The sequence below is a fragment of the Pseudomonas khavaziana genome, from assembly GCF_019145205.1.
Taxonomy (GTDB): Bacteria; Pseudomonadota; Gammaproteobacteria; order Pseudomonadales; family Pseudomonadaceae; genus Aquipseudomonas; species Aquipseudomonas khavaziana.
The window spans coordinates 1-25,809 of record NZ_JAHSTT010000020.1; the positions used below are offsets into that span (position 1 = coordinate 1).

Annotated in this window: 29 protein-coding genes and 4 tRNA genes; all 33 read left to right on the top strand. The window is 54.8% G+C overall.

What is annotated here, in order from left to right:
- Nucleotides 1-106 precede the first annotated feature (106 nt).
- The 33 genes from birA (at nt 107) to rplE (ending at nt 25,802) form a co-directional block, all read left to right on the top strand.
- Nucleotides 107-1,066, top strand: a complete 960-nt coding sequence (gene birA, locus KVH01_RS27930; RefSeq protein ID WP_217883664.1) for a bifunctional biotin--[acetyl-CoA-carboxylase] ligase/biotin operon repressor BirA — start codon at nt 107-109, stop codon at nt 1,064-1,066.
- Entirely contained in the window at nt 1,056-1,805 is a 750-nt protein-coding gene (locus KVH01_RS27935; RefSeq protein ID WP_217883665.1) for a pantothenate kinase, read from the top strand. The genes birA and KVH01_RS27935 overlap by 11 nt, the downstream gene beginning before the upstream one ends.
- A 7-nt stretch (nt 1,806-1,812) precedes the next feature.
- Entirely contained in the window at nt 1,813-2,259 is a 447-nt protein-coding gene (locus KVH01_RS27940) for a hypothetical protein (protein ID WP_217883666.1), read from the top strand.
- A 142-nt stretch (nt 2,260-2,401) separates the two neighbouring features.
- Nucleotides 2,402-2,486: transfer RNA gene (locus KVH01_RS27945), tRNA-Tyr, on the top strand.
- A 23-nt stretch (nt 2,487-2,509) separates the two neighbouring features.
- Nucleotides 2,510-2,583, top strand: a tRNA-Gly gene (locus tag KVH01_RS27950).
- Between the two features lie 26 nt (nt 2,584-2,609).
- Nucleotides 2,610-2,685: transfer RNA gene (locus KVH01_RS27955), tRNA-Thr, on the top strand.
- Between the two features lie 163 nt (nt 2,686-2,848).
- Nucleotides 2,849-2,924 (top strand) — tRNA-Trp (locus KVH01_RS27960).
- A 45-nt stretch (nt 2,925-2,969) separates the two neighbouring features.
- Nucleotides 2,970-3,338, top strand: coding sequence for a preprotein translocase subunit SecE (secE, locus tag KVH01_RS27965; RefSeq protein WP_003194658.1), 369 nt, complete (start codon nt 2,970-2,972; stop codon nt 3,336-3,338).
- Nucleotides 3,339-3,347: 9 nt separating this feature from the next.
- Nucleotides 3,348-3,881 (top strand): transcription termination/antitermination protein NusG, encoded by a 534-nt coding sequence (gene nusG, locus KVH01_RS27970; RefSeq protein ID WP_003176436.1) that lies wholly within the window; start codon nt 3,348-3,350, stop codon nt 3,879-3,881.
- Nucleotides 3,882-3,998: 117 nt separating this feature from the next.
- Nucleotides 3,999-4,430 (top strand): 50S ribosomal protein L11, encoded by a 432-nt coding sequence (gene rplK / locus KVH01_RS27975; RefSeq protein WP_003176435.1) that lies wholly within the window; start codon nt 3,999-4,001, stop codon nt 4,428-4,430.
- Nucleotides 4,430-5,125, top strand: coding sequence for a 50S ribosomal protein L1 (rplA, locus tag KVH01_RS27980; protein ID WP_003176434.1), 696 nt, complete (start codon nt 4,430-4,432; stop codon nt 5,123-5,125). The genes rplK and rplA overlap by 1 nt, the downstream gene beginning before the upstream one ends.
- Before the next feature lie 199 nt (nt 5,126-5,324).
- Nucleotides 5,325-5,825 (top strand): 50S ribosomal protein L10, encoded by a 501-nt coding sequence (rplJ, locus tag KVH01_RS27985; RefSeq protein WP_003232405.1) that lies wholly within the window; start codon nt 5,325-5,327, stop codon nt 5,823-5,825.
- A 78-nt stretch (nt 5,826-5,903) separates the two neighbouring features.
- Nucleotides 5,904-6,269, top strand: coding sequence for a 50S ribosomal protein L7/L12 (gene rplL / locus KVH01_RS27990; RefSeq protein WP_003176432.1), 366 nt, complete (start codon nt 5,904-5,906; stop codon nt 6,267-6,269).
- Between the two features lie 219 nt (nt 6,270-6,488).
- The gene (gene rpoB / locus KVH01_RS27995; RefSeq protein WP_046069767.1) at nt 6,489-10,562 is read left to right on the top strand and encodes a DNA-directed RNA polymerase subunit beta; all 4,074 of its coding nucleotides are present in this window, start codon (nt 6,489-6,491) and stop codon (nt 10,560-10,562) included.
- A 64-nt stretch (nt 10,563-10,626) separates the two neighbouring features.
- On the top strand, nt 10,627-14,826 hold the full coding sequence (rpoC, locus tag KVH01_RS28000; protein WP_005791982.1) for a DNA-directed RNA polymerase subunit beta': 4,200 nt from the start codon (nt 10,627-10,629) through the stop codon (nt 14,824-14,826).
- Between the two features lie 216 nt (nt 14,827-15,042).
- Nucleotides 15,043-15,414 carry a 30S ribosomal protein S12 gene (gene rpsL, locus KVH01_RS28005; RefSeq protein WP_002555494.1) on the top strand — a complete coding sequence of 124 codons (372 nt, stop codon included), beginning with the start codon at nt 15,043-15,045 and terminating at the stop codon, nt 15,412-15,414.
- 118 nt (nt 15,415-15,532) lie between these two features.
- A complete protein-coding gene (gene rpsG, locus KVH01_RS28010) occupies nt 15,533-16,003 on the top strand; it encodes a 30S ribosomal protein S7 (protein WP_002555493.1) in 471 nt (156 codons plus the stop codon).
- A gap of 30 nt (nt 16,004-16,033) precedes the next feature.
- Entirely contained in the window at nt 16,034-18,139 is a 2,106-nt protein-coding gene (gene fusA / locus KVH01_RS28015) for an elongation factor G (protein ID WP_043050068.1), read from the top strand.
- 30 nt (nt 18,140-18,169) lie between these two features.
- Nucleotides 18,170-19,363 carry an elongation factor Tu gene (gene tuf, locus KVH01_RS28020; RefSeq protein ID WP_003176426.1) on the top strand — a complete coding sequence of 398 codons (1,194 nt, stop codon included), beginning with the start codon at nt 18,170-18,172 and terminating at the stop codon, nt 19,361-19,363.
- Between the two features lie 158 nt (nt 19,364-19,521).
- The gene (gene rpsJ / locus KVH01_RS28025) at nt 19,522-19,833 is read left to right on the top strand and encodes a 30S ribosomal protein S10 (RefSeq protein WP_003186070.1); all 312 of its coding nucleotides are present in this window, start codon (nt 19,522-19,524) and stop codon (nt 19,831-19,833) included.
- 81 nt (nt 19,834-19,914) lie between these two features.
- A complete protein-coding gene (gene rplC / locus KVH01_RS28030) occupies nt 19,915-20,550 on the top strand; it encodes a 50S ribosomal protein L3 (protein WP_003176425.1) in 636 nt (211 codons plus the stop codon).
- A 12-nt stretch (nt 20,551-20,562) separates the two neighbouring features.
- On the top strand, nt 20,563-21,165 hold the full coding sequence (rplD, locus tag KVH01_RS28035) for a 50S ribosomal protein L4 (protein ID WP_003176424.1): 603 nt from the start codon (nt 20,563-20,565) through the stop codon (nt 21,163-21,165).
- Nucleotides 21,162-21,461: a 50S ribosomal protein L23 gene (rplW, locus tag KVH01_RS28040; RefSeq protein ID WP_002555488.1), complete on the top strand. Its 300-nt coding sequence runs from the start codon at nt 21,162-21,164 to the stop codon at nt 21,459-21,461. The genes rplD and rplW overlap by 4 nt, the downstream gene beginning before the upstream one ends.
- 14 nt (nt 21,462-21,475) lie before the next feature.
- Nucleotides 21,476-22,300, top strand: coding sequence for a 50S ribosomal protein L2 (rplB, locus tag KVH01_RS28045; protein ID WP_003210080.1), 825 nt, complete (start codon nt 21,476-21,478; stop codon nt 22,298-22,300).
- A 16-nt stretch (nt 22,301-22,316) separates the two neighbouring features.
- Nucleotides 22,317-22,592 carry a 30S ribosomal protein S19 gene (rpsS, locus tag KVH01_RS28050; RefSeq protein ID WP_002555486.1) on the top strand — a complete coding sequence of 92 codons (276 nt, stop codon included), beginning with the start codon at nt 22,317-22,319 and terminating at the stop codon, nt 22,590-22,592.
- A gap of 11 nt (nt 22,593-22,603) precedes the next feature.
- On the top strand, nt 22,604-22,936 hold the full coding sequence (gene rplV, locus KVH01_RS28055) for a 50S ribosomal protein L22 (protein ID WP_003103908.1): 333 nt from the start codon (nt 22,604-22,606) through the stop codon (nt 22,934-22,936).
- Nucleotides 22,937-22,949: 13 nt separating this feature from the next.
- Nucleotides 22,950-23,636, top strand: a complete 687-nt coding sequence (gene rpsC, locus KVH01_RS28060) for a 30S ribosomal protein S3 (protein WP_003176422.1) — start codon at nt 22,950-22,952, stop codon at nt 23,634-23,636.
- 12 nt (nt 23,637-23,648) lie between these two features.
- A complete protein-coding gene (gene rplP, locus KVH01_RS28065) occupies nt 23,649-24,062 on the top strand; it encodes a 50S ribosomal protein L16 (protein ID WP_003176421.1) in 414 nt (137 codons plus the stop codon).
- Nucleotides 24,062-24,253, top strand: a complete 192-nt coding sequence (gene rpmC / locus KVH01_RS28070; protein ID WP_002555481.1) for a 50S ribosomal protein L29 — start codon at nt 24,062-24,064, stop codon at nt 24,251-24,253. Before rplP ends, rpmC begins: the two co-directional genes overlap by 1 nt.
- A gap of 2 nt (nt 24,254-24,255) precedes the next feature.
- Entirely contained in the window at nt 24,256-24,522 is a 267-nt protein-coding gene (gene rpsQ / locus KVH01_RS28075) for a 30S ribosomal protein S17 (RefSeq protein ID WP_003444370.1), read from the top strand.
- 23 nt (nt 24,523-24,545) lie between these two features.
- On the top strand, nt 24,546-24,914 hold the full coding sequence (gene rplN / locus KVH01_RS28080; protein ID WP_002555479.1) for a 50S ribosomal protein L14: 369 nt from the start codon (nt 24,546-24,548) through the stop codon (nt 24,912-24,914).
- Nucleotides 24,915-24,925: 11 nt separating this feature from the next.
- The gene (rplX, locus tag KVH01_RS28085; RefSeq protein WP_003176416.1) at nt 24,926-25,240 is read left to right on the top strand and encodes a 50S ribosomal protein L24; all 315 of its coding nucleotides are present in this window, start codon (nt 24,926-24,928) and stop codon (nt 25,238-25,240) included.
- 22 nt (nt 25,241-25,262) lie between these two features.
- Nucleotides 25,263-25,802, top strand: a complete 540-nt coding sequence (gene rplE, locus KVH01_RS28090) for a 50S ribosomal protein L5 (RefSeq protein WP_003194642.1) — start codon at nt 25,263-25,265, stop codon at nt 25,800-25,802.
- Nucleotides 25,803-25,809: the final 7 nt, after the last annotated feature.

The following is a 25,809-nucleotide window of genomic DNA, read 5'->3' on the forward strand; positions in this document are numbered from 1 at the left end:
GAAATCAAAAAATGTCGCTTATGTCTTGAATGCTAACGAGCGGCCTTTCTATGCAATGACCCTACGCATGGCTATTATGCGTGCCTCATTGTGAGGCGATACCTGCATGCTGATGTTGTTGAAACTTCTGAAAGACGGTCGATTCCATTCTGGGGAGGCGCTTGGCGCTGCCCTGGGGGTTAGTCGAAGTGCTGTGTGGAAGCAGCTCCAGCATCTTGAGGCCGAGATGAATCTGCCCATTCATAAGGTCCGTGGTCGTGGATATCAATTAGCTGCGCCGCTGGTGTTTTTGAATGCTGAGGAGATTTCTCTGGAGGCAGCTTCTTCAGCCTGGCCGGTTCACATTTACGATTCCGTTGATTCCACTAATGCCGAGGCTTTGCGTCTTGTGGAGTCAGGCTGCGTGCCACCCTTTGTTGTATTGGCGGAGCAACAAACGGCTGGAAGGGGAAGGCGTGGCCGAAAATGGGTCAGTCCGTATGCGCAAAATCTTTACTACAGTCTCGTGCTGCGCATTGAAGGCGGTCTGCGGCAGTTGGAGGGGCTAAGCCTTGTGGTGGGTTTAGCGGTCATGCAAACCCTGCACGAGTTGGGCGTCCAGGGCGTGGCCTTGAAGTGGCCAAACGATGTCCTGGTTGGAAATAAGAAAATTTCTGGCATCTTGCTCGAGTTAGTCGGAGATCCTGGAGATATATGTCACGTTGTGCTGGGCATCGGTATCAACGTGAATATGCAGAAGGCAGTTGAGGTCGATCAGCAGTGGACCTCGATGCAGCTTGAGACCGGAACCCCTGTTGATCGCAACCGCCTTGCGGCGCGCCTTGGAGGGCAACTGCAGGCCTATCTAGACCGACATAAGGCTACTGGTTTTGCCGGTTTGCAAGAAGAGTGGGAGAAGCATCACCTGTGGCAGGGCAGGAGTGTATGTCTCATTGCTGGCGTAAACCGGATTGAAGGGGTGGTGCTGGGTGTGGATCGTCAGGGCGCGTTGCGTTTGAATGTCGATGGAGTTGAGAAAATATATAGCGGTGGTGAGCTAAGCCTGAGGTTGCGTGATGATTCTTGAGCTCGACTGTGGAAACAGCTTCATTAAGTGGCGTGTGCTTGAGTCGAGTGAGGCAAACGCTTGCGCGGAAGGCATCGCCGGTTCGGATGTGTCATTAATTGATAGCCTGGTGGCTCTTCCCGATCTTCTGCTTACGCGTTGCCGATTGGTGAGTGTCCGTGCGCTTGAGGAAACCGACCAGCTGGTAGCTGCGTTGGTGGATGCATTTGGCGTTAGCGTTTCATGTGCTGCCCCTGCGCGGGAAATGGCTGGGGTGCGTAACGGCTACGAAGATTTCGAGCGTCTTGGGCTTGATCGCTGGTTGGCGATGCTCGGGGCATTCAAATTGGCTTCAGGCGCATGCCTGGTGCTCGATTTCGGCACGGCGGCGACCGCAGATTTCATCGGTTCGAATGGTGAGCACTTGGGAGGGTTCATTTGCCCAGGTATGCCCCTCATGCGCAATCAACTGCGAACCCATACGCGTAAGATACGTTACGGCGACGCGGCGGCGGAGAGGGCCCTGGAGCGACTCTCTCCTGGGCGGACTACCGTAGAAGCCGTCGAGCGCGGCTGTACGCTCATGCTTAGAGGGTTTGTGCTGACACAGCTCGAGCTGGCTCGGACCTACTGGGGTGACGATTTCACCGTCTTCCTGACTGGAGGGGATGCTGAGTTGGTTTCTGATGCTGCGCCTCGCGCTCGACTGATCCCGGACCTTGTGTTTGTTGGTCTGGCGATGGCGTGTCCTTTGTCCTGAGGTGATTATGCGCTGGCTGTTTTTGCTTTTACTTGTCCTCAATGCTTTCTATTACGTCTGGCATCAGCAAGAGGCTCCATTGCGCGCCAAGGATGTCACGCCTTTGAGTCTTTATCGTGGGACGCAGCAAGACATTCGGCTCTTGAGTGAATCTGCAGATGGCGTAGCTCGGCGTGATCGAATAAAGCCGTCTGATGGGCAAAATAACTGTCTATACATCGGTGGGTTCTCTGATCGGCGCCAAGCCCTATCTGTCGAGCAGCGGCTGACAAGCCTGGATATAAAGGTCAAGGTTCAATTGTTGAGTGCGCCAGATACCTCGGGTTACTGGTTGCGTGTCGCGCCTGAAAGCCGACGCCTGGCTGATGATCTGCCGTTTGAAAACCTTACTAAGGAATTCAATGAGTTAAAACATAAAATAATGCAGTGCGAAGGCATTGCAACTCTCGAATAGTTTGCATAGAATGGCGCCCGCTTCGCAGTGAAGACCTTTAAGGTCTACATGGTGAAGCGAAGGTCAACGCAGCTAACCTCATATTTTTAATGAGAAAATGCTTGACAGAAGGTCGGCGTGATGTAAAATGCCGGCTCGCTTAGGAGGGGTTCCCGAGCGGCCAAAGGGATCAGACTGTAAATCTGACGTCTACGACTTCGAAGGTTCGAATCCTTCCCCCTCCACCATTTTAGCGTGAGCTGCAAGCTCCGCGGGTATAGTTTAGTGGTAGAACCTCAGCCTTCCAAGCTGATGATGCGGGTTCGATTCCCGCTACCCGCTCCAAGTTTGCAGGTTGTGCACGGTGTTTTGCTCTTGTAGCTCAGTTGGTAGAGCACACCCTTGGTAAGGGTGAGGTCAGCGGTTCAAATCCGCTCAAGAGCTCCATATAACAAGGCAGATATGAAAATATCTGCCTTTGTTTTAACAGCTGCCTCGGCTTGTTTCGTGTTGTGTCTGGCGTTGATTGTCGGATGATTTCAAGTCTGTTGGGGTTGGTTGTTGTAAAGTCTTTTTCAGGCCTGCATAATGGTCGGCCTGATTTTGTTTTAGGTCAGTAGCTCAATTGGCAGAGCGACGGTCTCCAAAACCGTAGGTTGGGGGTTCGATTCCCTCCTGACCTGCCAGATTCACGTGGTGTGTCTGGCTTTCTTTTCACAGGATCTTCATAGATGACTCCTAAGGCTGAAGCTCAAAGCTCTCGTTTCGATCTGGTCAAGTGGCTCGCTGTAGTCGCCTTGGTGGTCGTAGGCGTTGTTGGCAATCAGTACTATTCTGCTTCGCCGATCCTGTACCGTGTGCTCGCTTTGCTGGCCCTTGCTGCTGTAGCTGCCTTTGTAGGCCTGCAGACTGCCAAAGGCAAGTCTTTCGCGGTCCTGGTAAAGGAAGCTCGCACCGAAATACGTAAAGTCGTTTGGCCGACTCGCCAAGAAACCACGCAGACCACATTGATTGTCGTGGCTGTTGTTCTGGTTATGGCGTTGCTGTTGTGGGGGCTTGATTCCCTGCTCGGCTGGCTTGTTTCCTTGATTGTTGGCTAAGGGTGTCCCGTGGCTAAGCGTTGGTACGTTGTGCATGCTTACTCGGGTTACGAGAAGCATGTTATGCGCTCTTTGCTGGAGCGCGTAAAGCTTGCAGGCATGGAAGATGGCTTTGGCGAGATTCTGGTCCCCACTGAAGAAGTGGTTGAGATGCGCAATGGCCAGAAGCGCAAAAGCGAACGCAAGTTCTTCCCTGGCTACGTGCTGGTTCAGATGGACATGAATGAAGGTACTTGGCACTTGGTCAAGGACACTCCTCGTGTCATGGGTTTCATTGGCGGTACCGCTGATAAGCCTGCTCCTATCACTGACAAAGAGGCGGAAGCAATTCTGCGTCGTGTTGCTGATGGTAGTGACAAGCCCAAGCCGAAGACGTTGTTCGAGCCGGGTGAGGTTGTTCGTGTGACTGATGGTCCGTTTGCTGATTTCAATGGCACCGTCGAAGAAGTTAACTACGAAAAGAGCCGGATCCAAGTGGCAGTGCTCATTTTCGGTCGCTCTACTCCGGTAGAGTTGGAGTTCAGCCAGGTCGAGAAGGTCTAGCTGAGCAAGCATCCCAACCCCGCAGCCTTAGGCTGTGGGGTTTTGTCGTCACTGGGATAAACGCGCAAGTAACCGGGGAGCCTTTCGAGGCGTTTGAACCCGTAATTGGAGTGCCTCATGGCCAAGAAGATTACCGCTTACATCAAGCTGCAAGTGAAGGCCGCTCAGGCCAACCCAAGTCCACCTGTCGGCCCAGCTCTGGGTCAGCACGGCGTGAACATCATGGAATTCTGCAAGGCCTTCAACGCCCGTACTCAGGGTCTTGAGCCAGGTCTGCCGACTCCAGTGATCATCACTGTATACAGCGACCGTAGCTTTACTTTCGAAACCAAGTCGACCCCGGCTTCGGTTCTGCTGAAGAAGGCTGCTGGTCTGACTAGCGGTTCCGCTCGTCCTAACACCGTTAAGGTTGGCACCGTAACTCGTGCTCAGCTGGAAGAGATCGCGAAAACCAAAAACGCGGATCTGACTGCAGCTGATATGGATGCAGCCGTGCGTACCATCGCCGGTTCTGCTCGTAGCATGGGCCTTAACGTGGAGGGTGTGTAATGGCTAAGCTGACCAAGCGCCAAAAGGCTATCGCCGGCAAAATCGAAGCAGGCAAGTCCTACAACTTTGTAGACGCTGCTGCCCTGCTGACCGAGCTGTCGACTGTCAAGTTCAGCGAGTCTGTTGACGTTGCTGTAAACCTGGGTGTTGACCCACGTAAATCTGACCAGGTCGTTCGTAGCGCTACTGTGCTGCCACACGGTACTGGCAAGACTGTACGTGTTGCCGTCTTCACCCAGGGCCCGGCAGCTGAAGCTGCTCTGGCCGCTGGTGCTGATCGCGTTGGCATGGACGACCTGGCTGCCGAAATGAAAGGTGGCGACCTGAACTACGACGTAGTTATTGCCTCCCCGGATGCAATGCGCGTTGTAGGCCAGTTGGGTCAGATCCTCGGTCCACGTGGTCTGATGCCTAACCCTAAAGTCGGCACCGTAACGCCAGACGTAGCTACCGCGGTTAAAAACGCCAAGGCTGGTCAGGTTCGTTATCGCACCGACAAAAACGGCATCATTCATACCTCCGTTGGCAAAGTCGGCTTCGATGCCGTCAAGCTGAAGGAAAACGTTGAAGCCCTGATCGCTGATCTGAAGCGTATCAAGCCGGCTTCCTCGAAAGGTATCTACGTCAAGCGCGTTACCCTGAGCACCACTATGGGCCCAGGTCTGGTCATCGACCAAGGCTCGCTGGACGTATAAGACACAAATTGGCGCAAGCGATTGCGCCAATTGAAAGATTGGGGTCCCTGCCTGGCGGGGGCTATCCAAGACCGTAGGCGACGCGAGTCTTAAACCAACAAGCCTACGCAGATGGTGCTCCCGGTTCCTTACCGAATCAGACACCAAAACGACATCCGGCTTCGGCCAGATGAAACGGTAACAAGCAGGAGTTAAACCCGTGGCAATTAATCTCGAAGACAAGAAGGCCATCGTCGCTGAAGTCAACGAGGCTGCCAAAGCTGCTCTGTCCGCTGTCGTGGCTGATGCCCGTGGTGTGACAGTAGGCGCTATGACCGGACTCCGTAAAGAGGCTCGTGAAGCTGGCGTATACGTACGTGTTGTACGTAACACCCTGCTCAAGCGCGCCGTTGCTGACACTGAATACAGTGTTCTCAACGACGTGTTCACCGGCCCGACTCTGATCGCATTCTCCAAGGATCATCCGGGCGCTGCTGCCCGTTTGTTCAAAGAGTTCGCCAAGAGTCAGGATAAGTTCGAGATCAAGGCAGCTGCGTTCGAGGGCAAGTTCCTCGCAGCTAACCAAATCGACGTACTGGCAACACTGCCGACCCGCGACGAAGCCATTTCGCAGCTGATGAGCGTGATTCAAGGCGCTACCAGCAAGCTGGCTCGTACTCTGGCTGCAGTTCGCGAGCAAAAAGAAGCTGCCGCAGCCTAAGGCTGAGCAAATTCTCTCGCGTATTTTTGTTTATTTCGATGGCCGCGTAGGCCGTCCCCCAATTCAGGAAATACAGCAATGTCTATCTCCCAAGACGATATCCTCAACGCCGTAGCTGAAATGTCGGTTCTGCAGGTTGTTGAGCTGATCAAAGCTTTCGAAGAAAAATTCGGCGTTTCCGCTGCCGCTGCTTCCGCTGGCCCAGCTGTTGCTGCTGTTGCTGCTGAAGAGCAAACCGAATTCAACGTCATGCTGCTGGAAGCTGGCGAGAAGAAAGTAAACGTGATCAAGGCAGTACGTGAACTGACCGGTCTGGGCTTGAAAGAAGCCAAGGCTGTAGTTGACGGCGCTCCTGCCCAGGTTCTGGAAGCTGTGTCGAAAGACGCTGCTGACAAAGCCAAAGCTACTCTGGAAGAAGCAGGCGCTAAAGTCGAGCTGAAGTAAGCATCGACCTTGCGTCTCCAGCCCAAGCGTTAAGCTGAAGGCTGATGGCTGGTGGCTCTTGCCACCGGCCTTTTTCCGTTCTTGGCTGTCGACTCGGTCGCCGCCATTAACGCGCTGTAGCCACCCGATGCGGTGGTGCAAACCATGGGGTTTGCAAGATTTTCTGGCTGCTCCCGTCGGGAGGGCCAAACAAGCAGGTGACCAAGCTGGGGAACGCTGATGGCTTACTCATATACTGAGAAAAAACGTATCCGCAAGGACTTTAGCAAGTTGCCGGACGTCATGGATGTCCCGTACCTTCTGGCTATCCAGCTGGATTCGTATCGTGAATTCTTGCAGGCGGGAGCGACCAAAGATCAGTTCCGCGACGTGGGCCTGCATGCGGCCTTCAAATCCGTTTTCCCGATCATCAGCTACTCCGGCAATGCTGCGCTGGAGTACGTCGGTTATCGCCTGGGCGAACCGGCATTTGATGTCAAAGAATGCGTGTTGCGTGGCGTTACGTACGCCGTACCTTTGCGGGTAAAAGTCCGCCTGATCATTTTCGACAAAGAATCGTCGAACAAAGCGATCAAGGACATCAAAGAGCAAGAAGTCTACATGGGCGAAATCCCATTGATGACTGAGAACGGTACCTTCGTTATCAACGGTACCGAGCGTGTAATCGTTTCCCAGCTGCACCGTTCCCCGGGCGTGTTCTTCGACCACGACCGCGGCAAGACGCACAGCTCCGGCAAACTCCTGTACTCCGCGCGGATCATTCCGTACCGCGGTTCGTGGTTGGACTTCGAGTTCGATCCGAAAGACTGCGTGTTCGTGCGTATCGACCGTCGTCGCAAGCTGCCGGCCTCGGTACTGCTGCGCGCGCTCGGCTATACCACCGAGCAAGTGCTGGACGCTTTCTACACCACCAACGTATTCAGCCTGAAGGATGAAACCCTCAAGCTGGAGCTGATCGCTTCGCGTCTGCGTGGTGAAATTGCCGTCCTGGACATCCAGGATGAAAAAGGCAAGGTCATCGTTGAGGCTGGCCGTCGTATCACTGCGCGCCACATCAATCAGATCGAAAAAGCCGGTATCAAGGAGCTGGAAGTACCTCTGGACTATGTCCTGGGCCGTACTACCGCCAAGGTCATCGTTCACCCGGCCACAGGCGAAATCCTGGCCGAGTGCAACACCGAGCTGAACACCGAGATCCTGGCTAAAATCGCCAAGGCCCAGGTTGTTCGCATCGAGACCCTATACACCAACGACATCGACTGCGGTCCGTTCATCTCCGACACACTGAAGATCGATTCCACCAGCAACCAATTGGAAGCGCTGGTCGAGATCTATCGCATGATGCGTCCTGGCGAGCCACCAACCAAAGACGCTGCCGAAACCCTGTTCAATAACCTGTTCTTCAGCCCTGAGCGCTATGACCTGTCTGCGGTCGGCCGGATGAAGTTCAACCGTCGTATCGGTCGTACCGAGATCGAAGGTTCGGGTGTGCTGTGCAAGGAAGACATCGTTGCGGTCTTGAAGACCCTGGTCGACATCCGTAACGGCAAAGGCATCGTCGATGACATCGACCACCTGGGTAACCGTCGTGTTCGCTGCGTAGGCGAAATGGCTGAAAACCAGTTCCGCGTTGGCCTGGTACGTGTTGAGCGTGCGGTCAAAGAGCGTCTGTCGATGGCTGAAAGCGAAGGCCTGATGCCGCAAGACCTGATCAACGCCAAGCCAGTGGCTGCGGCGGTGAAAGAGTTCTTCGGTTCCAGCCAGCTCTCGCAGTTCATGGACCAGAACAACCCGCTCTCCGAGATCACCCACAAGCGCCGTGTCTCTGCACTGGGCCCGGGCGGTCTGACCCGTGAGCGCGCAGGCTTCGAAGTCCGTGACGTACACCCGACGCACTACGGTCGTGTTTGCCCGATCGAAACGCCGGAAGGTCCGAACATCGGTCTGATCAACTCCTTGGCCGCTTATGCGCGCACCAACCAGTACGGCTTCCTTGAGAGCCCGTATCGTGTGGTGAAAGAGGGTCTGGTCACCGACGAGATCGTCTTCCTGTCCGCCATCGAAGAAGCTGATCACGTGATCGCTCAGGCTTCGGCCACGATGAACGACAAGAAAGTCCTGATCGACGAGCTGGTAGCTGTTCGTCACTTGAACGAGTTCACGGTCAAGGCGCCGGAAGACGTCACCTTGATGGACGTTTCGCCGAAGCAGGTAGTATCGGTTGCAGCGTCGCTGATCCCGTTCCTGGAACACGATGACGCCAACCGTGCGTTGATGGGTTCCAACATGCAGCGTCAAGCTGTACCGACCCTGCGTGCCGACAAGCCGCTGGTAGGTACCGGCATGGAGCGTAACGTAGCCCGTGACTCCGGCGTTTGCGTCGTGGCTCGTCGTGGTGGCGTGATCGACTCTGTTGATGCCAGCCGTATCGTGGTTCGTGTTGCCGATGACGAAGTTGAAACCGGTGAAGCTGGTGTCGACATCTACAACCTGACCAAGTACACCCGCTCTAACCAGAACACCTGCATTAACCAGCGTCCGCTGGTGCGTAAGGGTGATCGCGTTCAGCGTAGCGACATCATGGCCGATGGCCCGTCCACCGACATGGGTGAGCTGGCACTGGGTCAGAACATGCGCATCGCGTTCATGGCCTGGAACGGTTACAACTTCGAAGACTCCATCTGTCTGTCGGAGCGCGTTGTTCAGGAAGACCGTTTCACCACGATCCACATTCAGGAACTGACCTGTGTGGCACGTGACACCAAGCTTGGGCCAGAGGAAATCACTGCGGACATCCCTAACGTGGGTGAAGCTGCACTGAACAAGCTGGACGAAGCCGGTATCGTTTATGTAGGTGCTGAAGTTGGCGCAGGCGACATCCTGGTCGGTAAAGTCACTCCGAAAGGCGAGACCCAGCTGACGCCGGAAGAAAAACTGCTGCGTGCCATTTTCGGTGAAAAAGCCAGCGACGTTAAAGACACCTCCCTGCGTGTACCTACCGGTACCAAGGGTACTGTCATCGACGTACAGGTCTTCACTCGCGACGGCGTTGAGCGTGATGCTCGTGCACTGTCCATCGAGAAGACCCAGCTCGACGAAATCCGCAAGGACCTGAACGAAGAGTTCCGTATCGTTGAAGGCGCGACCTTCGAACGTCTGCGTTCCGCTCTGGTAGGCCACAAGGCTGAAGGCGGTGCAGGTCTGAAGAAGGGTCAGGACATCACCGACGAAATCCTCGACGGTCTTGAGCACGGCCAGTGGTTCAAACTGCGCATGGCTGAAGATGCTCTGAACGAGCAGCTCGAGAAGGCTCAGGCCTATATCGTTGATCGTCGCCGTCTGCTGGACGACAAGTTCGAGGACAAGAAGCGCAAACTGCAGCAGGGCGATGACCTGGCTCCAGGTGTGCTGAAAATCGTCAAGGTTTACCTGGCAATCCGTCGCCGCATCCAGCCGGGCGACAAGATGGCCGGTCGTCACGGTAACAAAGGTGTGGTCTCCGTGATCATGCCGGTTGAAGACATGCCGCACGATGCCAATGGCACCCCGGTCGACGTCGTCCTCAACCCGTTGGGCGTACCTTCGCGTATGAACGTTGGTCAGATCCTTGAAACCCACCTGGGCCTCGCGGCCAAAGGTCTGGGCGAAAAGATCAACCGCATGATCGAAGAGCAGCGCAAGGTCGCAGACCTGCGTAAGTTCCTGCACGAGATCTACAACGAGATCGGCGGTCGCAATGAAGAGCTGGATACCTTCTCCGACCAGGAAATCCTGGATCTGGCGAAGAACCTGCGCGGCGGCGTTCCAATGGCTACCCCGGTGTTCGACGGTGCCAAGGAAAGCGAAATCAAGGCCATGCTCAAGCTGGCAGACTTGCCAGAAAGCGGCCAGATGCAGCTGTTCGACGGCCGTACCGGCAACAAGTTCGAGCGTCCGGTTACTGTTGGCTACATGTACATGCTGAAGCTGAACCACTTGGTAGACGACAAGATGCACGCTCGTTCTACTGGTTCGTACAGCCTGGTTACCCAGCAGCCGCTGGGTGGTAAGGCTCAGTTCGGTGGTCAGCGTTTCGGGGAGATGGAGGTTTGGGCACTGGAAGCATACGGTGCTGCATACACTCTGCAAGAAATGCTCACAGTGAAGTCGGACGATGTGAACGGTCGTACCAAGATGTACAAAAACATCGTGGACGGCGATCACCGTATGGAGCCGGGCATGCCCGAGTCCTTCAACGTGTTGATCAAAGAAATTCGTTCCCTCGGCATCGATATCGATCTGGAAACCGAATAACACGTGACGCGAATCGAGAGCGGAGCCGTTTGGCCCGCTCTCTGCTCCGCCAGGAGGAAAGGCCTTGAAAGACCTACTGAATTTGCTGAAAAACCAGGGTCAAGTCGAAGAGTTCGACGCCATCCGTATTGGGTTGGCATCGCCTGAGATGATCCGTTCGTGGTCGTTCGGTGAAGTTAAAAAGCCGGAAACCATCAACTACCGTACGTTCAAACCTGAACGTGACGGCCTGTTCTGCGCCAAGATCTTTGGCCCGGTCAAGGATTACGAGTGCCTGTGCGGTAAGTACAAGCGCTTGAAGCACCGTGGTGTGATCTGCGAGAAGTGCGGCGTTGAAGTTGCACTGGCCAAGGTTCGTCGTGAGCGCATGGCGCACATCGAACTGGCTTCGCCAGTTGCCCACATCTGGTTCCTGAAATCACTGCCGTCCCGTATCGGCTTGCTGATGGACATGACCCTGCGTGATATCGAACGCGTTCTCTACTTCGAGAGCTATGTCGTTATCGATCCAGGCATGACCACCCTTGAAAAGGGTCAGTTGCTGAACGATGAGCAGTACTTCGAAGCGCTGGAAGAATTCGGTGACGATTTCGATGCCCGCATGGGTGCTGAAGCTGTTCGCGAACTGCTGCACGCCATCGACCTGGAGCACGAGATTGGCCGCCTGCGCGAAGAAATTCCGCAAACCAACTCCGAAACCAAGATCAAGAAACTGTCCAAGCGTCTGAAGTTGATGGAGGCCTTCCAGGGTTCCGGCAACTTGCCAGAGTGGATGGTGCTGACCGTTCTGCCGGTTCTGCCGCCAGACCTGCGTCCGCTGGTACCGTTGGACGGTGGTCGTTTCGCGACGTCCGACCTCAACGACCTGTACCGCCGTGTGATCAACCGTAACAACCGCTTGAAGCGCCTGCTTGATCTGTCCGCTCCGGACATCATCGTGCGCAACGAAAAGCGTATGTTGCAGGAAGCTGTCGATGCCTTGCTCGACAACGGTCGTCGTGGCCGCGCTATCACCGGTTCCAACAAGCGTCCCCTGAAATCCCTGGCTGACATGATCAAGGGTAAGCAAGGTCGTTTCCGTCAGAACTTGCTCGGTAAGCGTGTTGACTACTCCGGTCGTTCGGTAATTACCGTAGGCCCGACCCTGCGTCTGCACCAGTGCGGCCTGCCTAAGAAAATGGCACTCGAGCTGTTCAAGCCGTTCATCTTCGGCAAGCTGGAAATGCGCGGTCTCGCGACCACCATCAAAGCGGCCAAGAAAATGGTCGAGCGCGAACTGCCAGAGGTTTGGGACGTTCTCGCTGAAGTGATTCGCGAACACCCGGTTCTCCTTAACCGTGCACCGACCCTTCACCGTCTGGGTATCCAGGCGTTTGAACCGGTACTGATCGAAGGTAAGGCTATCCAGCTGCACCCTCTGGTCTGTGCTGCGTACAACGCCGACTTCGACGGCGACCAAATGGCCGTGCACGTACCGCTGACGCTGGAAGCCCAGTTGGAAGCGCGTGCGTTGATGATGTCGACCAACAACATCCTGTCGCCAGCCAACGGTGAGCCAATCATCGTTCCGTCGCAGGACGTTGTATTGGGTCTGTACTACATGACCCGTGAAGCGATCAACGCCAAGGGCGAAGGTCGTGTGTTCGCTGACCTGCAAGAAGTTGACCGTGTATTCCGTGCCGGCGAAGCCGCACTGCATGCCAAGGTCAAAGTGCGGATCAACGAAACGGTCAACGACCGTGACGGCGGCAGCGTGAGCAACACCCGTATCGTCGACACCACTGTCGGCCGTGCGCTGTTGTACCAGGTTGTGCCAAAAGGTCTGTCGTACGATGTCGTCAACCTGCCGATGAAGAAAAAGGCGATCTCCAAGCTGATCAACCAGTGCTACCGCGTGGTTGGTTTGAAAGAGACCGTTATCTTCGCTGACCAGTTGATGTACACCGGTTTCGCTTACTCGACTATCTCCGGCGTTTCCATCGGTGTTAACGACTTCGTTATCCCGGATGAAAAAGCCCGCATCATCAGTGCTGCTACTGACGAAGTGAAAGAGATCGAGAGCCAGTACGCCTCCGGCCTGGTAACCCAGGGCGAGAAGTACAACAAGGTGATCGACCTTTGGTCCAAGGCGAACGACGAAGTTTCCAAGGCGATGATGGCCAACCTCTCGAAAGAGAAAGTCATCGACCGTCACGGTGACGAAGTTGACCAAGAGTCCTTCAACTCGATGTACATGATGGCCGACTCGGGCGCACGGGGTTCTGCTGCGCAGATCCGTCAGCTCGCCGGTATGCGTGGCCTGATGGCCAAGCCGGACGGTTCCATCATCGAAACGCCGATTACCGCGAACTTCCGTGAAGGTTTGAGCGTACTCCAGTACTTCATCTCCACTCACGGTGCTCGTAAGGGTCTTGCGGATACCGCGTTGAAAACCGCTAACTCCGGTTACCTGACACGTCGTTTGGTAGACGTTGCACAAGATCTGGTTGTAACCGAGATCGATTGCGGCACCGAACACGGCCTGCTGATGACTCCGCACATTGAAGGCGGTGACGTTGTAGAGCCGCTGGGTGAACGCGTATTGGGTCGTGTGATTGCCCGTGACGTCTTCAAGCCAGGCACCGAGGAAGTTATCGTTCCTGCCGGCACTCTGGTAGACGAGAAGTGGGTCGAGTTCATCGAGCTCAACAGTATCGACGAAGTGATCGTTCGCTCGCCGATCAGCTGCGAAACCCGTTATGGCATCTGCGCCAAGTGCTACGGCCGTGACTTGGCTCGTGGTCACCAGGTGAACATCGGTGAAGCGGTCGGCGTTATCGCTGCCCAATCCATCGGTGAGCCGGGTACCCAGCTGACCATGCGTACGTTCCACATCGGTGGTGCGGCAAGCCGGACCTCCGCAGCCGACAGTGTTCAGGTTAAGAATGGCGGTACCGTCCGTCTGCACAACCTCAAGCACGTTGAGCGAGTGGATGGCCACCTGGTTGCTGTGTCCCGTTCCGGTGAGCTGGCAATCGCTGATGACTACGGTCGTGAGCGCGAGCGTTACAAGCTGCCGTACGGTGCTGTGATTTCGGTTAAAGAAGGTGACAAGGTCGACGCTGGCGCAATCGTGGCCAAGTGGGATCCGCACACTCACCCAATCGTTACCGAAATGAAAGGTACCGTGACCTACGTGGGCATGGAAGAAGGCATCACGATCAAGCGTCAGACTGACGAATTGACCGGTATGACCAACATTGAAGTACTCGACGCCAAAGATCGTCCAGCTGCCGGCAAAGACATCCGTCCTGCCGTGAAGATGGTCGACGACAACGGCAAGGACCTGTTGCTGCCAGGCACTGACGTAATCGCTCAGTACTTCCTGCCAGCCAACGCCCTGGTCGGTGTAGCGGATGGTGCGAAGATCGCGATCGGTGATGTTATCGCGCGTATCCCGCAAGAAACTTCGAAGACTCGTGACATCACCGGTGGTCTGCCGCGTGTTGCCGACTTGTTCGAAGCTCGTCGTCCGAAAGAAGCGTCGATTCTGGCTGAAGTCAGCGGCACCATCGCGTTCGGTAAAGAGACCAAGGGCAAGCGCCGTCTGGTCATTACTCCGAACGACGGTAGCGATCCGTATGAAGAGCTGATTCCGAAGTGGCGTCACCTGAACGTCTTCGAAGGCGAACAGGTAAACCGCGGCGAAGTTATCTCCGACGGCCCGAGCGATCCACATGACATCCTGCGTCTGCTGGGTGTGAGTGCGCTGGCCAAGTACATCGTCAACGAGATCCAGGACGTTTACCGTCTGCAGGGCGTGAAGATCAACGACAAGCACATCGAGACCATCCTGCGTCAGATGCTGCGTAAAGTTGAAATCGCTGAATCCGGCGATTCCAGTTTCATCAAGGGCGACCAGATGGAGCTGACTCACGTACTGGTAGAAAACGAGCGCCTGGCGAACGAAGAGAAATTCGTTTCCAAGTTCACTCGCGTGCTGCTGGGTATCACCAAGGCGTCGTTGTCCACTGAGTCGTTCATCTCGGCGGCCTCCTTCCAGGAGACCACTCGTGTGCTGACCGAAGCAGCGGTAACCGGCAAGCGCGATTACCTGCGCGGCCTGAAAGAAAACGTGGTTGTGGGTCGTCTGATCCCAGCCGGTACCGGTTTGGCTTACCACAGCGAGCGCAAGCGTCGCCGTGATGCTGACAAGCCGTTGCGCGTAAGCGCCAGTGAAGTGGAAGCTGCACTGACCGAAGCACTGAACTCAAGCGGTAACTGAGTTCTGCAGTAGATAAGTCTGGGCCCTGGCAGTCCCATTCGTCGGATCGAGGCATTTCTGCCCCGGTTCGACGAGGGGGGAGGTCGGGGCCTTGCCTTGACTGGGGACAAGATCCTCTTTAGACTCTTGTACCCCTAAATTTGGCGGGAATTCGTTCCTGCCATTTTGCTTTTCTTGCAAGACAATAGCGTCGCAAGACAACAGTGGAGCTAGTAGATGGCAACTATCAACCAGCTGGTACGTCAGCCGCGTAAGCGTATCGTCGAGAAATCCGACGTGCCTGCGCTGCAGAACTGCCCGCAACGTCGTGGCGTATGCACCCGTGTGTATACCACCACGCCGAAAAAACCTAACTCGGCACTGCGTAAAGTATGCCGTGTGCGTCTGACCAACGGTTTCGAGGTTTCCTCGTATATCGGTGGTGAAGGCCACAACCTGCAAGAGCACAGCGTGGTACTGATCCGCGGCGGTCGTGTAAAAGACTTGCCAGGTGTTCGTTACCACACCGTACGCGGCTCCTTGGATACTTCCGGCGTTAAAGGTCGTAACCAGGGTCGTTCGAAGTACGGTACTAAAAAGCCTAAGTAGTAGCGGCTTTTTGTAAACCTGAATCATCTTATTTTCTGAGTCGATAAGAGTAAGGTCGGAGGCGTCCCGAAAGGGCACCGATTCCGAGCGAACCTGAAGACCGTTTGAGGGCTTATCCATGCCAAGAAGACGCGTAGCAGCCAAGCGCGAAGTGCTTGACGATCCAAAATACGGAAGCCAAATCCTGGCCAAGTTCATGAACCACGTGATGGAAAGCGGCAAGAAAGCCGTTGCCGAGCGTATCGTTTATGGCGCGCTGGAAAAGGTTAAAGAACGCAAGAACAGCGACCCCCTGGAAATCTTCGAGAAAGCTCTCGACGCCATCGCTCCGCTGGTCGAAGTGAAGTCGCGCCGTGTAGGCGGTGCTACTTACCAGGTTCCGGTTGAAGTTCGCCCGTCCCGTCGTAACGCTCTGGCAATGCGCTGGTTGGTAGACTTCGCCCGTAAGCGCGGCGAGAAGTCTATGGCTCTGCGTTTGGCCGGCGAATTGTTGGACGCTGCTGAAGGTAAAGGTGCTGCTGTTAAGAAGCGTGAAGACGTGCACCGTATGGCTGAAGCTAACAAAGCTTTCTCGCACTACCGCTTCTAATTTTAGCTTCACTAATTTTGCGAGGGCTTTATGGCTCGTACTACTCCGATTAGCCGCTACCGTAACATCGGTATCGTTGCTCACGTGGATGCTGGTAAAACCACCACCACTGAGCGCGTACTGTTTTACACCGGCAAAAGTCACAAGATGGGCGAGGTGCATGATGGCGCCGCGACCACAGACTGGATGGTTCAGGAGCAGGAGCGTGGTATTACCATTACTTCTGCTGCTATTACCGCCTTCTGGAAAGGTTCCGAGAAGCAGTACAAGGATGAGCACCGCTTCAACGTAATCGATACCCCGGGCCACGTAGACTTCACTATTGAAGTTGAGCGTTCCCTGCGCGTACTCGACGGCGCTGTCGTTGTGTTCTGCGGTACCTCGGGTGTTGAGCCGCAGTCGGAAACCGTATGGCGTCAAGCCAACAAATACGGCGTTCCACGCCTTGTTTACGTAAACAAGATGGACCGTGCCGGTGCGAACTTCCTGCGCGTGATCGGTCAGATCAAGCAGCGCTTGGGTCACACTCCGGTGCCAATCCAGTTGGCGATCGGTTCCGAAGATAACTTCCAGGGGCAGATTGATCTGCTGACCATGGAAGCTGTCTACTGGAACGATGCCGACAAGGGTATGGTCCCTGTTCGCAAGCCTATCCCTGCCGAGCTGCAGGAGCTGGCTGACGAATGGCGCAACAACATGGTTGAGGCTGCTGCCGAAGCCAATGAAGAGCTGATGAACAAGTACCTCGAAGGTGAAGAGCTCACCAACGTGGAAATCAAGGCCGCTCTGCGTCAGCGTACTATCGCTGGTGAAATCGTCCTGGCTGTTTGCGGCTCCTCGTTCAAGAACAAGGGTGTTCCTCTGGTTCTCGATGCTGTGATCGACTACCTGCCTGCACCAATCGATATTCCTGCCATCAAGGGTACTGACCCGGATGACGAGACCATCGAGCTGGAGCGTCATGCAGACGATGCAGAACCGTTCTCCGCTCTGGCATTTAAAATTGCCACTGACCCATTCGTGGGTACCTTGACCTTCGTCCGCGTTTACTCGGGCGTGTTGAACTCCGGCGACGGCGTGATCAACTCGGTTAAAGGCAAGAAAGAGCGCGTGGGTCGTATGGTGCAAATGCACGCAAACGCCCGCGAAGAGATCAAGGAAGTGCGCGCTGGAGACATCGCGGCCTTGATCGGCATGAAGGACGTCACCACTGGTGAAACCTTGTGCAACGCTGACAAGCCAATCATCCTGGTTCGCATGGACTTCCCGGAGCCGGTTATTTCGGTTGCCGTAGAGCCTAAGACCAAGGATGACCAGGAAAAAATGGGTATCGCTCTGGGCAAGCTTGCTCAGGAAGATCCATCTTTCCGCGTCAAGACTGATGAAGAGACTGGTCAAACGATCATCTCGGGCATGGGCGAGCTTCACCTGGACATCCTGGTTGACCGGATGCGCCGTGAGTTCAACGTCGAAGCCAACATCGGTAAGCCTCAGGTTTCCTATCGTGAGCGCATCACGAAGAACTGTGAAATCGAAGGCAAGTTCGTTCGTCAGTCCGGCGGTCGTGGTCAGTTCGGTCACTGCTGGATCCGTTTTGCGCCTGCTGACGAAGGTCAGGAAGGTCTGCAATTCGTGAACGAAGTAGTAGGTGGTGTTGTTCCTAAGGAATACATCCCTGCTATCCAGAAGGGTATCGAAGAGCAGATGAAGAACGGTGTTGTTGCCGGCTATCCGCTGATCGGCCTGAAAGCAACCGTTTTTGACGGTTCTTACCACGACGTCGACTCCAACGAGATGGCGTTTAAGGTGGCTGCCTCCATGGCAACCAAGCAACTGGCCCAGAAGGGCGGTGGTGAGTTGCTTGAGCCAATCATGGCGGTAGAAGTTGTTACACCTGAAGACTATATGGGTGATGTCATGGGCGACCTTAACCGTCGTCGCGGCATGATCTTGGGTATGGAAGACACGGTTTCCGGCAAAGTGATTCGCGCTGAGGTTCCGTTGGGTGAGATGTTCGGTTATGCGACCGACGTTCGCTCCATGTCCCAGGGTCGCGCAAGCTACTCTATGGAATTCAAAAAATACAACACAGCTCCGGCGCACATCGCTGAAACTGTATCCAAAAAACAAGGCTGATTCAGTCCTTTAGGCAAGGAGTTAATTGTCGTGGCTAAAGAAAAATTTGATCGTTCCCTACCGCACGTCAACGTTGGCACCATCGGTCACGTTGACCACGGTAAAACCACTCTGACTGCTGCTCTGACTCGCGTTTGCTCCGAAGTATTCGGTTCTGCAATCGTTGATTTCGATAAAATCGACAGCGCACCAGAAGAAAAAGCTCGTGGTATCACCATCAACACCGCGCACGTTGAATACAACTCGCTGATCCGTCACTACGCTCACGTTGACTGCCCAGGTCACGCTGACTATGTGAAGAACATGATCACCGGTGCTGCCCAGATGGACGGCGCAATCCTGGTTTGTTCGGCCGCTGATGGTCCGATGCCACAAACCCGTGAGCACATCCTGCTGTCCCGCCAGGTTGGCGTTCCGTACATCGTGGTTTACCTGAACAAGGCTGACCTGGTAGACGACGCTGAGCTGCTGGAACTGGTTGAGATGGAAGTGCGCGATCTGCTGAGCACTTACGACTTCCCAGGTGACGACACTCCGATCATCATCGGTTCTGCTCGTATGGCTCTGGAAGGCAAAGACGATAACGAAATGGGCACCACGTCCGTTCGTAAGCTGGTTGAGACTCTGGACAGCTACATCCCAGATCCAGTCCGTGTTATCGACAAGCCGTTCCTGATGCCAATCGAAGACGTATTCTCGATCTCCGGTCGCGGTACTGTTGTAACTGGTCGTATCGAGCGCGGTATCGTCAAGGTTCAAGACCCACTGGAAATCGTTGGTCTGCGTGACACCACCGTCACCACCTGCACCGGTGTTGAAATGTTCCGTAAACTGCTCGACGAAGGTCGTGCTGGCGAGAACTGCGGCGTTCTGCTGCGTGGTACCAAGCGTGACGACGTTGAGCGTGGTCAGGTTCTGGTTAAGCCGGGTTCGGTTAAGCCGCACACCAAGTTCGAAGCTGAAGTGTACGTGCTGAGCAAAGAAGAAGGCGGCCGTCACACTCCGTTCTTCAAAGGCTACCGTCCACAGTTCTACTTCCGTACTACCGACGTAACTGGTAACTGCGAACTGCCGGAAGGCGTAGAAATGGTAATGCCAGGCGACAACATCAAAATGGTTGTCACCCTGATCAAAACCATCGCTATGGAAGACGGTCTGCGTTTCGCAATCCGTGAAGGCGGCCGTACCGTTGGTGCTGGCGTTGTAGCTAAAATCATCGAGTAATTATCTCTTCTGAGATGGCTCGATGTTTTGAAAAGGCCCCCGCTCAGCGGGGGCCTTTTTTATTGGGTTGACACCTATCAGGGCCGTCTATAGAATTGCGCCTCCTTTTAACGGGCGTATTGCGCTCGCTGGGAATAGCAGCCGGAGTCTGAAATCCAATGCAAAATCAGCAAATCCGTATCAGGTTGAAGGCTTTTGACCATCGCCTGATCGACCAATCCACCCAGGAAATCGTGGAAACCGCGAAACGTACTGGTGCTCAAGTGCGTGGTCCAATTCCACTGCCTACCCGTAAAGAGCGGTTTACCGTTCTGGTCTCCCCGCACGTCAACAAAGACGCGCGTGACCAGTACGAGATCCGTACTCATAAGCGCGTACTGGACATCGTCCAGCCAACGGATAAAACCGTTGATGCACTTATGAAGCTCGATCTGGCGGCCGGTGTGGAAGTACAGATCAGCCTCGGCTAAGACTTGGGTCTTAGTCGTGTAACGCTCTGAAATGGGCGGCCATAGCGGGTGAAAGCCCCGTACACTCATGAGGTTTACAACATGACTATTGGTGTAGTCGGTCGTAAATGCGGTATGACCCGTATTTTCACCGAAGAAGGTGTCTCCATTCCGGTCACGGTCATTGAGATCGAACCGAATCGCGTCACCCAGTTCAAAACTGAAGAAACCGATGGCTATCGTGCAGTGCAAGTCACTGTCGGCGAGCGTCGTGCTTCGCGCGTGACTGCTGCTCAAGCAGGTCACTTCGCTAAAGCAAACGTTGCAGCTGGTCGCACCGTCATGGAGTTCCGTCTTGAAGACGGCGACTACAAGGCTGGCGATCTGATCAACGCTGAAATCTTCGCCGCTGGTCAACTGGTTGATGTAACCGGTCAGTCCAAGGGTAAAGGCTTCCAGGGTACGATCAAGCGTTGGAATTTCCGTGGTCAAGACAACACTCACGGTAACTCCGTTTCCCACCGCGTCCCGGGCTCTATTGGCCAGTGCCAGACTCCTGGTCGTGTATTCAAGGGCAAGAAAATGTCCGGTCATATGGGCGCTGAGCGCGTGACCGTGCAGTCCCTCGAAGTAGTGCGCGTCGACGCTGAACGCAATCTGTTGTTGGTCAAGGGTGCTGTTCCTGGCGCTACTGGCGGCAACCTGGTTGTACGTCCAGCGGCCAAGGCTCGCGGTTAAGGGGAAGCTGACATGCAATTAAATGTAAATGACGCTCAAGCGATTGAAGTTTCCGAACTGACATTTGGCGGCGAATTCAACGAGACGCTGGTTCACCAAGCAGTCGTGGCCTACATGGCCGGCGGCCGTCAAGGTAGCAAGCAGCAAAAGACCCGTTCCGACGTTCGTGGTGGCGGTAAGCGCCCTTGGCGTCAGAAAGGTACTGGCCGTGCTCGTGCCGGTACTATCCGTAGCCCAATCTGGCGCGGCGGCGGTACCACTTTCGCAGCTCGTCCTCAGGATCACTCTCAGAAGCTCAACAAGAAGATGTATCGCGCAGCACTGCGCTCCATCCTTGCTGAACTCGTGCGTACTGATCGCCTGGTCGTGGTTCAAGACTTCGCTGTTGAAAGTCCAAAAACCAAAGATCTGCTGGGCAAACTGAACAACATGAGCCTGACCGACGTTTTGATCGTGTCTGAAGCTGTTGATCAGAACCTGTACCTGGCTGCTCGCAACCTGCCACACGTTGATGTACGTGACGTGCAAGGTTCCGATCCAGTTAGTCTGATCGCATACGACAAGGTGTTGATCACCGTGTCGGCCGTGAAGAAATTCGAGGAGCTGCTGGGATGAACCAGGAACGCGTATTTAAAGTTCTGCTTGGCCCGCACGTTTCCGAAAAGGCTACGGTTCTGGCTGACAAGAAAGGCCAGTTCGTTTTCAAGGTTGCAACTGACGCAACCAAGCTGGAAATCAAGAAGGCCGTCGAAAGCCTGTTCAGCGTGAAAGTAGAGCGTGTTACTACCCTGAATGTTCTGGGTAAGAGCAAGCGCACTGCTCGCGGTCTGGGCAAGCGTAATGACTGGAAGAAGGCAGTTATCTCCCTTCAGCCAGGCCAAGATCTCGATTTCAGCAGCAGTGCTGAGTAAGGAAGGGGTGCATCATGGCAATCGTTAAATGCAAACCGACTTCCCCTGGCCGCCGTTTTGTGGTCAAGGTGGTCAACCAGGAGCTGCATAAAGGCGCTCCTCACGCACCGCTGCTCGAGAAGAAATCGAAGACTGGTGGTCGTAACAACAATGGTCGTATTACCACTCGTCACATCGGTGGTGGCCATAAGCAGCATTATCGTCTGGTCGACTTCCGTCGCAACGACAAAGATGGCATCGCTGCCACTGTCGAGCGTATCGAATACGATCCAAACCGTACTGCTCACATCGCTCTGCTGCTGTACGCAGATGGCGAGCGTCGCTACATCATCGCCCCTAAAGGCGTGAGTGCTGGCGACCAGCTGATCGCAGGTGCCCTGGCGCCGATCAAGCCGGGCAACGCTCTGCAACTGCGTAACATTCCAGTTGGTAGCACCGTACACGGCATCGAATTGAAGCCAGGTAAAGGCGCGCAAATCGCTCGTTCCGCTGGTGCTTCGGCTCAGCTGATCGCTCGTGAAGGTGTCTACGTGACCCTGCGTCTGCGTTCTGGTGAGATGCGTAAAGTGCTGGCTGAATGCCGTGCGACCCTGGGTGAAGTCTCGAACTCCGAGCACAGCCTGCGTTCGTTGGGTAAAGCTGGTGCCAAACGCTGGCGTGGCGTTCGCCCAACCGTTCGTGGTGTTGCCATGAACCCGGTTGACCACCCACACGGTGGTGGTGAAGGTCGTACCTCTGGTGGTCGTCATCCGGTATCGCCATGGGGCTTCCCGACTAAGGGCGCGAAGACTCGTGGTAATAAGCGTACCGACAAAATGATCGTCCGTCGTCGCAAGTAAATAGAGGGATACGACAGTGCCACGTTCTCTGAAAAAAGGTCCTTTTATTGATCTTCACCTACTGAAGAAGATCGAAGTGGCGGCGGAAAAGAACGATCGCAAACCAGTTAAAACCTGGTCGCGTCGTTCGATGATCCTGCCACAAATGGTCGGTCTGACCATCGCAGTACACAACGGTCGCCAACACGTCCCAGTTCTCGTTAACGAAGACATGGTCGGCCACAAACTAGGCGAGTTTGCCGGTACCCGCACTTATCGTGGGCACGTGGCAGACAAGAAAGCCAAGCGTTAAGGGGTAAGGAAATGGAAGTAGCCGCTAAGTTGTCGGGCGCTCGAATCTCCGCCCAGAAAGCCCGCTTGGTCGCCGACCAGATCCGCGGGAAGAAGGTGGGCGAAGCGCTCAACCTGTTGGCTTTCAGCAGTAAGAAAGCCGCCGAGATCATGAAGAAAGTGCTGGAGTCGGCCGTAGCCAACGCCGAGCATAACGAAGGCGCAGACGTTGATGACCTGAAGGTCAGCACCGTTTTCGTCAACGAAGGGCGTTCGCTGAAGCGCATCATGCCGCGTGCCAAAGGCCGTGCTGATCGCATCGTCAAGCGGTCTTGCCATATCACTGTCAAGGTTGCTGACAAGTAACGGAGTCGAAGAGATGGGTCAGAAAGTACATCCCATTGGCATTCGCCTGGGAATCGTCAAGGAGCACACCTCCGTCTGGTACGCAGACGGTCGGACTTATGCGGACTATTTGTTCGCTGATCTGAAGGTGCGTGAGTATCTCCAAGACAAACTAAAAAGCGCGTCCGTAAGCCGTATCGATATCCATCGTCCGGCGCAAACTGCACGTATCACCATCCACACCGCTCGTCCAGGTATCGTTATCGGGAAGAAAGGTGAAGATGTTGAGAAACTGCGTCAGGACCTGACCAAGCAAATGGGTGTGCCTGTGCACATCAATATCGAAGAGATCCGTAAGCCGGAGCTCGACGGTATGCTGGTTGCGCAGAGCGTAGCTCAGCAGCTGGAACGCCGCGTAATGTTCCGTCGCGCTATGAAGCGTGCCGTACAGAACGCCATGCGTATTGGTGCCAAAGGCATCAAAATCCAAGTGAGCGGTCGTCTCGGCGGTGCTGAAATCGCACGTACTGAATGGTATCGCGAAGGTCGTGTGCCACTGCACACCCTGCGTGCCGACATCGACTATGCCAACTACGAAGCTCACACCACTTACGGTGTGATCGGTGTAAAGGTTTGGATCTTCAAAGGCGAAGTAATTGGTGGTCGCCAAGAAGAACTGAAACCACAAGCACCAGCGCCTCGTAAAAAAGCTGCTAAGTAAGGGGTACGCCAAATGTTGCAACCTAAGCGTACGAAGTTCCGCAAGCAGATGACAGGCCACAACCGTGGTCTGGCTCAGCGCGGTAGCAAAGTCAGCTTCGGCGAGTTCGCGCTGAAGTCTGTAGCTCGTGGTCGTCTCACCGCTCGTCAGATCGAGTCAGCGCGTCGTGCCCTGACCCGTCACGTAAAACGTGGCGGCAAGATCTGGATCCGTGTATTCCCGGACAAGCCGATCTCCAAAAAACCTCTCGAGGTTCGGATGGGTAAAGGTAAGGGTAACGTGGAATACTGGGTAGCCCAGATTCAGCCAGGCAAAGTCCTGTATGAAATCGAGGGCGTTTCTGAAGAGCTGGCGCGTGAGGCTTTCGCCCTGGCTGCTGCAAAGCTGCCGCTCGCCACCTCCTTTGTTAAACGGACGGTGATGTGATGAAAGCGAATGAACTTCGTGAAAAATCCGCACAGCAGCTGAACGAGCAACTGCTCGGCCTGCTGCGCGACCAGTTCAATCTGCGCATGCAGAAAGCAACTGGCCAGTTGGGGCAGTCTCATCTGCTCTCGCAAGTTAAGCGTGACATCGCTCGCGTGAAGACTGTGCTCAACCAGCAGGCAGGTAAGTGATCATGGCTGAAGCCGAAAAGACTGTCCGTACGCTGACTGGCCGTGTTGTCAGCGACAAGATGGACAAAACCATCACCGTTTTGATCGAGCGTCGCGTTAAGCACCCGATCTACGGTAAATATGTTAAGCGTTCGACTAAGCTGCACGCGCACGACGAAACCAACCAGTGCCACATCGGCGACAAAGTCACTATTCGTGAAACTCGTCCGCTGGCCAAGACCAAGTCTTGGGCACTGGTTGATATTCTCGAACGCGCTGTGGAAGTCTAAGGACTAGGGGTCGGAGAAATTATATGATTCAGACTCAATCCATGCTCGATGTGGCCGATAACAGCGGCGCTCGCCGTGTTATGTGCATCAAGGTGCTGGGTGGCTCCCATCGTCGTTACGCTGGTATCGGTGACATCATCAAAGTTACCGTGAAGGAAGCAATTCCTCGCGGTAAGGTGAAAAAAGGCCAAGTGATGACTGCTGTCGTAGTCCGCACTCGTCACGGCGTACGTCGTGCAGATGGCTCCATTATCCGCTTTGATGGCAACGCTGCTGTTCTTCTGAACAACAAGCAAGAGCCTATCGGCACCCGTATCTTTGGGCCAGTGACCCGTGAACTTCGTACTGAGAAGTTCATGAAGATCGTCTCGCTCGCCCCAGAAGTGCTGTAAGGAGATCCGACATGCAAAAGATTCGTCGTGACGACGAGATCATCGTGATCGCCGGCAAAGACAAAGGTAAGCGCGGTAAGGTGCTTAAGGTTCTCGCCAATAACCGTCTGGTTATCGGTGGTCTGAACCTGGTCAAGCGTCATACCAAGCCTAACCCGATGTCGGGCGTGCAGGGCGGTATCGTCGAGAAAGAAGCTCCGCTGGACGCTTCTAACGTCGCCATCTTCAACGGCGAAACCAACAAGGCTGACCGCGTTGGTTTCAAAGTAGAAGACGGTAAGAAAATTCGTGTCTTCAAGTCGACCCAAAAAGCGGTTGATGCTTGAACACTGCTAGGTAGATTAGACCATGGCACGACTACAAGAGATTTACCGGAAGGAAATCGCCCCTAAGCTTAAGGAAGAACTTAAGCTCGGGAACGTGATGGAAGTTCCGCGCGTCACCAAAATCACCCTGAACATGGGTCTGGGCGAAGCGATCGGCGACAAAAAAGTCATCGAGCACGCTGTTGCTGACCTGGAAAAGATCACCGGTCAAAAAGTCGTTGTGACTTACGCTCGGAAATCCATCGCTGGCTTTAAAGTCCGTGAAGGTTGGCCGATCGGCGTCAAAGTGACTCTGCGCCGTGAGCGTATGTACGAATTCCTGGATCGTCTGCTGTCGATCTCCCTGCCTCGGGTACGCGACTTCCGCGGCCTGAATGCCAAGTCCTTCGATGGTCGTGGTAACTACAGCATGGGCGTTAAAGAGCAGATCATCTTCCCGGAAATCGACTACGACAAGATCGATGCTCTCCGCGGTCTGGACATCACCCTGACCACCACTGCCAAGAACGATGATGAAGGCCGCGCTCTGCTGCGTGCGTTCAAATTCCCGTTCCGCAACTGATTGGAGT